This is a genomic window from Chitinophaga sp. (assembly GCF_036566945.1).
Taxonomy (GTDB): Bacteria; Bacteroidota; Bacteroidia; order Chitinophagales; family Chitinophagaceae; genus Chitinophaga.
This window is the reverse complement of record NZ_DATCVJ010000024.1, coordinates 1-10,070: the sequence shown is the minus strand read 5'-3', so window position 1 is coordinate 10,070 and position 10,070 is coordinate 1. Positions and strand designations below refer to the sequence as shown.

Genomic DNA, 10,070 nt, shown 5'->3' with positions numbered 1-10,070 from the left:
GAAGGACTGGTACACGGAAATTCTCCTTTCGAATATCCACGCGAGTTCGTAGAAAATAAAACGCTCGTTTTAACCACTACGAACGGTACCAAGTTATTGCACATGGCAAAAGATGCGATACAGATTGTTACGGGCTCTTTCCCTAATATAAGTGCCGTATGTGATTATCTGATTGCACAAAATCAAAATGTGATCCTTGGCTGTGCAGCCTGGAAAGATCGTGTAAACCTGGAAGATACCCTGTTTGCCGGCGCTGTAGTAAACCGCATCAAAGCACATTTTGACGTGAACTGTGATTCTGCTGTTGCGGCTGAAACACTGTACAACACTGCCAAAGATGATATTTATACTTTCATGCAACAAGCCTCCCACTATAAGCGCTTAGCTAATTACGGGCTGGAAAAAGATATTCACTACTGCCTCACCGCAGATGGCGCCAATGTGCTGCCACTGTTTAAGGACGGGGAGTTGATTGCCGGGTAGTTTGTCTTACCCAGGATTATACTGATTCAGATGATTTTCCCGATTTTGTTTTTTTGGATTTTGTAAGATTAAAGAAGATGAGGGAAGATAAATGTGGTGATCCGCATTCATCTTCCCTCATCTTCTTTAATCCTGTAAAAAAAACTCCGGAAAATCAGTATAATCAGTATAATCCTGTCCCAGGACAAAAAATCGCGCTAAGCCGCTGTAACCGAAGTAACTTTCCCATTATTCAGCGCAAAAAACGCCGTTACCAGTAACATGGTCAATGGGTAAGATATTTCTGCAAAAGGAGCGCCACTGCTCACTTTAAAGATCGTGGCCACGACCATGGTCAGGAACAAACCGATCGCCAGGGGTCTTACAAAAAATCCGGAGATCAATGCCAGCCCACCTAAAAACTCTGCTAAAGTAGCCAGCAGACCAAATCCTACCGGAAAGAAATCAATGCCTACTGTTTTTAAGGTGCCACCGAGGAAACCCCACGTGGCAGGGCCACCGGCCAATTTCATGATACCAAAAATGGTGAATAGTACGCCAATGCCTATACGTAAAATTAAAAATGCTGTTTTGTTGTTCATAGTAAATTGTGTGTTTGTAATGACCATACAAAAGTAGATCACTCTCGCACTGAAGTCGATGGACAAAAAGTGTTTTGTATTGCACTTTTTTACGCTTGTTGCGCCTGTTCCCGGAATTGCTGCGGCGCCATTCCCATATTTTTTTTAAAGAAGCGATTAAAATAGGCTGGGTCTTCAAATCCAATCTGGTAGCCTATTTCCTTGATAGTAAGGGCGTCTGTAAATAATAGCCGCCTGGCTTCCAGTAGTATACGTTCTTTTATAAGGGTGCCGGCGGTTTTGCCGGTGAGCTTTTGCACCAGCATATTCAACTGCCGTGGTGTAATATGAAGTTTGGTGGCATAGTCCTGCACTTCATGCAGTTCGTGAAAATGCAGTTGCAGCAGCTTTTTAAATTCCAGCAATTGTGTTTGTGGCATACCGGGGTGAAGATGTGTTTCCTGCAGATGTTGTTTCCGGATGCGCAATATTTCCATTAGTATCACGCGGATATAGGAGTATAGGATATCTGCGGCGCCGTTGCTGGCCTGGTCATATTCCTGCAGGGCCAGTGTGAGGAGGGTATGTAAACGGGTATATTCCTCCGGTTGCAGTTTAATTACCGGGTATGCCTGCAGGTTATCGAACAGAAAGTGGGCATATAGCTGATTATCGGGGTCGTTGCCACTGCTGAAAAAAGGCGTATTAAATTTCAGGGAAAAGCCTTTGCTGCCTTTGGTGCGCGCCAGTTCATGCACCTGCTCCGGCGATAACATAAACACTGTTGGGCCTTTGAAGGGGTAAGCCGTAAAATCTATATGGTGTATGCCCTCACTGTCGTTTAACAGCATGATTTCATAATAATCATGGCGATGCGGGTATTGCCGTTTCATCATCTTTCCTTCATCGTTGAGTCCCGCCACCAGCACATCTTTCAGTTGTGAGGGACTGTTTGTGGTAACGCCGTCGGGTATGCGATGAGAGGGAATATGTTTTCGCTGCATGTTCAAATGTACAAGATATTGTTAGGTATGTCCATTGAGTCGGCTATGGGGCCGCGGTAATTTTGTGCGGTAAAATTAATGGAATATGTCGGACGATACCTCAAGAAGGAACTGGATTAAGCAGAGTACATTGGCCGTGATGGGCTTACCTGTTTTGTTTAAAAATTCCTATATTCTACCTGTTAAGGATAAAGAAGATGCTATGACACATTATCTCTGCAGCACCTGCGGGGTGCAATACGAGGCCAGCGCAAAGGCGCCGGAGCATTGCCCTATCTGCGAAGACGAGCGCCAGTACGTCAATCCGGGTGGCCAAAGCTGGACTACCCTGGAGCAGGTACGGCAAACGCATAAGAATATTATAGAACTGGTAGCGCCCAATCTGTATGCGATCTACACTACGCCTGATTTTGCGATTGGGCAGCGGGCGCATTTGCTCATTACCCCCGGTGGCAACATCTTATGGGATTGCATTGCTAACCTCGACGCCTCTACGATAAATATTATCCGGCAGCTGGGCGGCATCAAGGCCATTGCCCTCTCCCACCCGCATTATTTTTCTACCATGGTGGAATGGAGCCATGCTTTTGGTAACATCCCGGTGTATGTACATGAGCTGGATGCCGCATGGCTGCAACGCCGTGATGCCGTGATTAAACTATGGTCCGGTAATGAACTACCCTTGTGGGATGGCATTCAGCTGGTACTTTGCGGGGGGCATTTCGCCGGCGGAAATGTGCTCTATGCCCCTGCGGGCAAGGGATTGTTGTTGGTAGGGGATGTTATCCAGGTATCGTCCGATAGAAAAACGGTATCCGCGATGTACAGTTATCCCAATAATATCCCCTTATCTGCCCGGGAAATTAATGCATTACATGCAGCGGTGAGGCCCTTAACATACGATGCGATGTATGGCGCTTTTGGGAAATATATTAAAACAGGTGCATCGGCGGCGGTAGATTTTTCTTTAGAAAGATACCTGCAGCATATCCGTTAACCTTTATTAAAAGGTTGATAAACAGGCATCTATATTTGTAAAAAAAGATGTTGAAAAATTCCCGCTACCCCGCCATGGCAAACGGGGTGCGGTTCATCGCTTCTTAATGTGTGGCCTGCGGGTTATTAGAAAATTTCTGCTTACTTTTGTGGATTGCCTTTTTATCAGCTGTTAAGTTTTTTTGATATATCTATTAACCCTTTTGCTGATAATAAAAGCGGGCAACAACGTATAGTATGTCGCTACCCCATTTGCTAAAATATGTTTACAACAACGGCACTGATGAAGTGATCCGCAGGGGGAAGCGTATTTTTTCGGCCGGGGGCGTTGAACTCATCGAGGCAGACCCGGTACTGAAATCAGCTACCTTCCGCGTAAAGAGCGACACACATGCCAATTACTACCGCGTTTCCATCAGCAAGTATGGAGAAACAACCGGTATGTCTATCCGATGTCAATGCCCATACAACCTGGGTGACATCTGCCGGCACGAAGCAGCCGCGCTTTTCCAGCTACAGGAAATGCTGGATAAAAATCATTTCGAGAGCTTCGACACACAATTTGATCAGCAACACACGCTGATTAAGATGAAGTCTATCGATATCAAATCAATTAAACTGCTGACCTCCGGCGCTATCCTCGCCCAGGCAGAAGAAATTGCGAAGAAACATCCTGCCAAAATAAAACTGGCCAAAGATGAAAAGGTAGAAGCCCTCCTAAAGCTGGATGGAGAAGAATTTCCGCTGATCATTCAACGGAATGAAGAACGCTTTTATGACACCCATTGCACCTGTGATGAAACAGAACATGCCCTGTGCGTACATAAAACAGCCCTCTTCCTCCAACTACTGCAGAAAAATGGTCCGTTTTACTTCGATACCCTCCGTAACTGGGATAAGGAGAAAAACAAACTGTTATCGCTGTATGGTTACTCCCTCTCGGATGACCTGAACGGGAAGTTCGCCTTTTCGTATATGGATGGCAAACCGTTTCTCCGGGTGCTCGATCCTACCATTAAACGGGTAGATGGCGCCGCAGCAGGCAGACAGCCCGTAACGGCTCCCCCGCCACCGGAAGAAACCATTACCATCACACAACGACTGGCGGCGGTATTCAATGCCAACGAAACGTTGTATCCTTATTTTAAGATAGACCTGGTCAGCGGCGAAATAAACGATGAGCAAAACGCCTTCGTATCTCTCGCCAGCAAACTGGATCTTACCAAATACGTAGACTTTTACCAGTACAAGGAAAAAGACAGGGAACTCATAGCGCCTATACGAAAACTACAAGGCAGCGAAGTGAGCAAATTCCTTAGCAAAAACTCTCCTTTTGCCGGTATCTGGGAAAATATTACGCACGAAAATGCGGAAGAACTACCCACCGAAACAAAAGAGCTGATGCTGGAATACCTGCATCCTAAACTCGCCAAACTGTTCCCTCAGCTGGCAGAACACGGACTGGTATTTGCCTTGCCCAACAGGCAAGCCTTCAAAACAAAAAATTTACAACAGCTGCAAATCGGTGCCGACCGCCTGAAACTGGTGATCAAAACCCACACCGGCGATACGCATGTAGAAGTAAACTGTTACGTAAATATTGAAGGCGAACTGATAAATGTAGCAGACAACGAATGGGAAAGTCCCCTGATGTTCCTCTACAAACAGGTGATTTATTTGTTTGAAAGTCCACAGGATGCCCTGCACGTGGAGCTGTTCAGACAAAGCGGTAAACTGCGCATTGTCAACAAAGAATGGCCGGCTTACCTGAAAGATTACCTGCTGCCGTTAAGTCGTCAGTACGATATTCAGTTCGATAAAGGGTTGCTGGCAGAGGTAGATGATATCATGCCGGAAGCCCGCGTATTCCTGAAAGAGCTGGGCGAAACATTTATCATACAACCTGGTTTCGCTTACCGCGGACAGGAAGTAGAATGGAACGATGAGAGCAAGATCACCGTGCAGGAAGGCAATAAAGTGCTCATCATCCATCGTAATAAAGAAGCGGAAGAAGAGTTTGTCACTAAGCTACGCACCTTACATACCAACTTCGCACAACACGATAACCACAACTATTTTTATCTGCGTGCCAAAGAAGCCTTGAAGAACAACTGGTTCTTCCTCTTCTTCGATGCGCTGAAAGAAATGAATGTGCGCGTGTTTGGATTTGATAACCTGCGCAACTTTAAATTCAGTTCGCATAAGCCGGTTACCAATTTACAAATCAGCTCCGGCATCGACTGGTTCGATGCACAGATCGAAGTATTATACGGCGATCAGAAAGTAAGTATCAAGGATATTAAAAATGCGCTGGCTAACAAACAGAATTACGTTCAGCTGGCAGATGGCTCCCTGGGCCTGTTGCCGGAAGAATGGCTGCGCAAATATTCCCTGCTGTTTAAAGTCGGAGAAGAAAAAGATAAAGGTCTTAAACTCAGCAAATACAATTTCAGCGTCATTGATGAACTCTATGAGTTTATAGATGATGAAGCAGTAGTACTGGAGCTGGAACAAAAGCGTCGCAAACTGCTGCAGTTCGATGAGATCCGCAACATTGCGCTTCCTGCGAATTTGCAGGCTACCCTGCGGCCTTACCAGGAGAGCGGCTTCCAATGGCTCAACTACCTCGATGACATCAAATGGGGCGGTATTCTCGCCGATGACATGGGGTTGGGTAAAACCATTCAGGCCCTCACCTTCTTACAGTATTACAAAAATAAGAACGGTGGTAAAACCATGGCGTTGATAGTTTGTCCTACCACGCTGATTTACAACTGGGAAAATGAAATAAAGAAATTCACACCGGATATCAGACATCATATCCACCACGGCCCTGCACGACTGAAATCGTCGGAAGAACTGGTGAAATTTGATGCCATTATTACTACTTACGGCACCTTGCGCAGCGATATTCAGCTGCTCATGAAAGTGGAATTTGACTATGTGATTCTTGATGAATCGCAAGCCATCAAAAACCCACAATCCAAGGTCACCAAAGCGGCGCAGCTGTTGCAAACAAAAAACAGACTGGCGCTGAGTGGTACGCCTATGCAGAATAATACTTTCGATATCTATGCGCAGATGAACTTCCTGAACCCTGGGATGCTTGGTAGCGTAGACTTTTTCCGCAACGAATTTGCTACCCCTATCGATAAATTCCAGGACGAAGAAAGAAAAGAACACCTGCGTAAACTGATTTATCCGTTTATCCTTCGCCGTACCAAAGAACAGGTGGCGAAAGACTTGCCGGAAAAAATAGAAACCGTAATCTTCTGCGAAATGGATGCGGAACAACGGCATATTTATGATGCCTACCGTAATACCTATCGCTCCAAGATCCTCGGCGTTATTGAAGATCAGGGTATGGAACGTTCACAGCTCACTATCCTGCAAGGCCTGATGAAGCTGCGGCAGATTTGTGATTCTCCTGCTATTCTCAACGATACAGAACAGTATCCGAATCACTCCGTGAAACTGCATGAACTGACCCGCGAAATTTCTGAAAACATCGGCAACCACAAAGTGCTGATCTTCTCTCAATTCCTGGGAATGCTGGGACTCATCCGTGACCGGATGCAGCACCTCAAAATTCCTTACGAATATTTCGATGGTAGCACTTCCACAGTAGATCGTGAAAAAGCTATTCAGAACTTCCAGAATAACGATGAATGCCGCGTATTCCTGATTTCACTCAAAGCCGGTGGTGTGGGCTTAAACCTCACCGCAGCGGATTATGTATACATCGTAGATCCATGGTGGAATCCGGCAGTAGAGCAACAAGCCATTGACCGTACTCACCGTATCGGACAAACGAAAAATATTTTTGCTTACCGCATGATCTGTAAAGACACCGTGGAGGAAAAGATATTGCAGTTGCAGGAACGTAAGAAATCACTGGTGAAGGAGATTATTTCGGATGATAGCGGTTTTGTGAAGAAGCTGACGAAGGAAGATGTGTTGTACTTGTTTAGTTAGTTATTGGCCGCATAAATATTATGTCCTAAATTAGATGTATGAGGCTTTCGCAGGAAGATATCAAAATAATTCAGCAGTATTTTACAGATAAACCTGTGAAGAAAGCTTTTATTTTTGGATCTCAGGCAAGAGGAGAAGCGGATGAATCCAGTGATGTGGACATATTGGTAGAGTTGGATTATTCTAAATACATAGGCCTGGGCTTTGTTAAAATGCAACAGGACCTGGAAGATCAATTGCACAAAAGGGTAGATCTTATTTCAGAAAGATCCTTGTCAAAATTTATTATGCCTTTCATTGAGTCAGATAAAAGATTGATTTATGAAAGGTAAGATAGGCGATAAACAACGATTGCAGCATATTGCAGAAGCAATAAATGAAATTGAATCTTATACAGAAGGCAAAACTCTTTCAGATTTCTTTGAGAGCTCTATGATGCGATTTGCGTCAGTAAAGCAGATTGAAATTATAGGAGAGGCGGCAAATTTGCTTACGCCGGAATTACGTGATGCTTATGCAGATGTTGCCTGGAGACAGATTATCGGACTTCGGCACATCCTTGTTCATGAATATTTCGGGATTGATGCAGAAGTGATCTGGCAGATTGTGGAAAATGACATTCCTATTTTGAAAGAGAGGATTGCATTTATTTTGGATAACATAGCGTAAAAAAATAGAAATATTAGAAGCTGTCTCATATGAGACAGCTTTTTTATGCGCTTTAATCGAATATTTCTATGCGCACAAGACAACAATCAGCTTTGGCAATCCGATGGCAACAAATATTCCATAGGCAAGATCCAGCCAGAAGAAGGAACCCAAGGCACCGATCATAATTAATCCTGCTACAGGGATGGCCAGTATTTTAAGCCATATCGGCGTATCTTTTCCATGCCAGAGGATTTGCCACATACTTTTTGCATCACCAATACTTGGAAAAGCATGCATGGCAATGCTAATACCCAGGTATAGCAGTATATAATCGAATAAAGTACCAGATTCAAATTGTACTACCGGAATAGCGGCTGGAAATGCAATAATGAAACCTAACAGGGTGTTTACGAAAAACGGTCCTATGCTGATCATCAGCTGATGCACCGGGTTGCGGGGAATTTCGTGAATTACGTATCCGGCAGGATTGGCTACCTGGAAATATTTTACTTCAAATATAGCTACGCCAAACAAACGGCAGAAAAGCTGGTGGGCAAATTCATGTACAATCACACCGGGAAAGGTGATCAGGGTAATGGCAATACCAGGGATAAACATAATTTTAGTTTTTTAGGTTGGGAGATGATTAACGGTAATCAGTTTTGCCATTGAAAATATCCGTTAGTTCATTGGCAGAACTATAGTCGCCATCAGCATCTGCGAGCGATTTAACTTTTTTGTAAAAACGATCCCGCTCTTGTATATTATTATTGAAATGATAGGCTAACGATAGCGTATATACGGAGCTAATGGCTTCCGGCTCCAGCTCATAAGCCTGCATGGCCTTTTTCAGGGCTTCTTTATCCTGTTTTTGTTTCAACATTATCTTGGCAATACCGGCAAAGGCGTAGGATGCTTCGGCATTTTGCAACAGAATATCGTTATATACCCGGATGGCTTTATCATATTGTTTTTCTTCCCGGTAAGTATTAGCTAACCAAAGCATAGCATAACGGAAATCGGGAGTTTCCTGTACCAGTTTGCTTAGTACGCTGTCCGCTTTAGCATAATTCCCCTGATTATAGGCATAACTTCCTAGCATAAATCTTGCGCATACATCGTTATAACGTTTGCTGCAATATGTATTTAATGCCTGTTCATATTCAGGAGACTTTTCATCCAGTTTGGATAAAGATGCAGCGAAGCTGGTATCAATTAGTTTTAGGTATCGAAAACCGTCCAGTACATCATTTACTTTATTAATAAGATCCTGGTTTTCATTCTGCTTCCCGGACATCTTCTCCAACATACTGTCTACCACCTCAGGCTCATCATTGTTATAGCTGGCTATAATGTAATGAGCGCCAGCTTCGAAATTGTCGGGGAACTGCTGTAACACTTTTTCGAGTAATTTTTTTTCGGTTACATAGTGATGCGTGTTCTCGGCCTTCAACGCTCTTTGGTAGGTAACCCCTGCTTTAAGATACCTTGGTAAATTGTACGCCGAAATGAGAAAGAGCAATGCCACCCCGGCGGCAGCCCATTTCACACTGTTAAGTACCGGGTAACGGCTAAGTTGTTTTCTGCATTCTCTGCAAAGTGGAGTAAGATATCCCGGCTCTGTTTCGGGATTAACGCAATTGTGACAGCCGGTTTTTTTGACCGGTGCCTGCGCTTCTTCATTCATTTCATCCATAGGTAAAATGGTTTAGGTATCGGGAACGGGTATACTACAATCAGCCGCCAAGGTATTAAAACACTTTCATTTCTGCACACACCCTACCATTTCTGCATGGTTTTCCCATCTTCTCCTCCACCCTCATCTCTCTAAATTATTTTTTAAAATATTGATAATCAATTAAATAATCCAGAAACAAACCCGGCTCCCCCACACTGGCACTCCGATGGCATTACCCCATTTGTATCAAAATAAATTGATCCAGATGCTACCAGACTCGAAAATCTCTCAGCTAATAGGTTTACAAATTCCCGGGTTTATATTTCCCGCAGAGGAACAGGTGCCTGCCAAAGGCTCCATTAGTAAAGTGATTCACACTTTCGCCGATTACACCGGTCGCATGATACGTAACGAACAATTGCATGAGGTGAAACGTTGCTTTACTATCGCGGGTGTATTGTACCATAATGGAAGCAGTGCCCTGCGCAACGCTATCGAAAGCGCATTTATGTATACGTTATCTCCGCTGATCTGCGGAAAGCATAAGGAACTACTGCCTTTATCATTGAAAAACGTAAGGATTCAGCATTTACAAACAATCGCTATATAGAACAACCTTTATGATGATGACTATTCTCCTGGTATTGGCGGGTGTGGCCTGCTTTGCCGTATTCTTTAAATCGGTAGACTATTTCGAAAAGATCTAATTAACTCATTATGACA

Annotated in this window: 10 protein-coding genes; 6 read left to right on the top strand and 4 right to left on the bottom strand. The window is 44.1% G+C overall.

All coding sequences use genetic code 11. From position 1 onward, the window contains the following. On the top strand, positions 1-483 hold a 483-nt coding region (locus tag VIP81_RS00715; protein WP_331956555.1), incomplete at its 5' end, for a 2-phosphosulfolactate phosphatase. Positions 484-680: 197 nt separating this feature from the next. Here the strand turns inward: VIP81_RS00715 and VIP81_RS00710 are convergent. Both VIP81_RS00710 and VIP81_RS00705 read right to left on the bottom strand, forming a co-directional pair. Then, complete coding sequence (locus tag VIP81_RS00710; RefSeq protein ID WP_331956554.1) at positions 681-1,064, bottom strand: DoxX family protein; 384 nt, start codon at positions 1,062-1,064, stop codon at positions 681-683. Positions 1,065-1,153: 89 nt separating this feature from the next. Then, positions 1,154-2,047: a helix-turn-helix domain-containing protein gene (locus tag VIP81_RS00705; protein WP_331956553.1), complete on the bottom strand. Its 894-nt coding sequence runs from the start codon at positions 2,045-2,047 to the stop codon at positions 1,154-1,156. A gap of 85 nt (positions 2,048-2,132) precedes the next feature. Here VIP81_RS00705 and VIP81_RS00700 point away from each other — a divergent pair, with 85 nt between their 5' ends. The 4 genes from VIP81_RS00700 (at position 2,133) to VIP81_RS00685 (ending at position 7,687) form a co-directional block, all read left to right on the top strand. Further along, positions 2,133-3,044, top strand: a complete 912-nt coding sequence (locus tag VIP81_RS00700; protein ID WP_331956552.1) for an MBL fold metallo-hydrolase — start codon at positions 2,133-2,135, stop codon at positions 3,042-3,044. Positions 3,045-3,280: 236 nt separating this feature from the next. Beyond that, positions 3,281-7,018 carry a DEAD/DEAH box helicase gene (locus VIP81_RS00695; protein WP_331956551.1) on the top strand — a complete coding sequence of 1,246 codons (3,738 nt, stop codon included), beginning with the start codon at positions 3,281-3,283 and terminating at the stop codon, positions 7,016-7,018. 38 nt (positions 7,019-7,056) lie between these two features. After that, a complete protein-coding gene (locus VIP81_RS00690) occupies positions 7,057-7,350 on the top strand; it encodes a nucleotidyltransferase family protein (RefSeq protein WP_331956550.1) in 294 nt (97 codons plus the stop codon). Beyond that, complete coding sequence (locus VIP81_RS00685; protein ID WP_331956549.1) at positions 7,340-7,687, top strand: DUF86 domain-containing protein; 348 nt, start codon at positions 7,340-7,342, stop codon at positions 7,685-7,687. The genes VIP81_RS00690 and VIP81_RS00685 overlap by 11 nt, the downstream gene beginning before the upstream one ends. Positions 7,688-7,753: 66 nt before the next feature. Here the strand turns inward: VIP81_RS00685 and VIP81_RS00680 are convergent, their stop codons facing one another. Further along, a complete protein-coding gene (locus VIP81_RS00680; protein ID WP_331956548.1) occupies positions 7,754-8,287 on the bottom strand; it encodes a metalloprotease family protein in 534 nt (177 codons plus the stop codon). A gap of 28 nt (positions 8,288-8,315) precedes the next feature. Further along, positions 8,316-9,365 carry a tetratricopeptide repeat protein gene (locus VIP81_RS00675; RefSeq protein ID WP_331956547.1) on the bottom strand — a complete coding sequence of 350 codons (1,050 nt, stop codon included), beginning with the start codon at positions 9,363-9,365 and terminating at the stop codon, positions 8,316-8,318. Positions 9,366-9,612: 247 nt separating this feature from the next. Between VIP81_RS00675 and VIP81_RS00670 the strand changes: the two genes are divergently transcribed. Further along, entirely contained in the window at positions 9,613-9,957 is a 345-nt protein-coding gene (locus VIP81_RS00670; RefSeq protein WP_331956546.1) for a DUF7674 family protein, read from the top strand. The last annotated feature ends 113 nt before the right edge of the window (positions 9,958-10,070 follow it).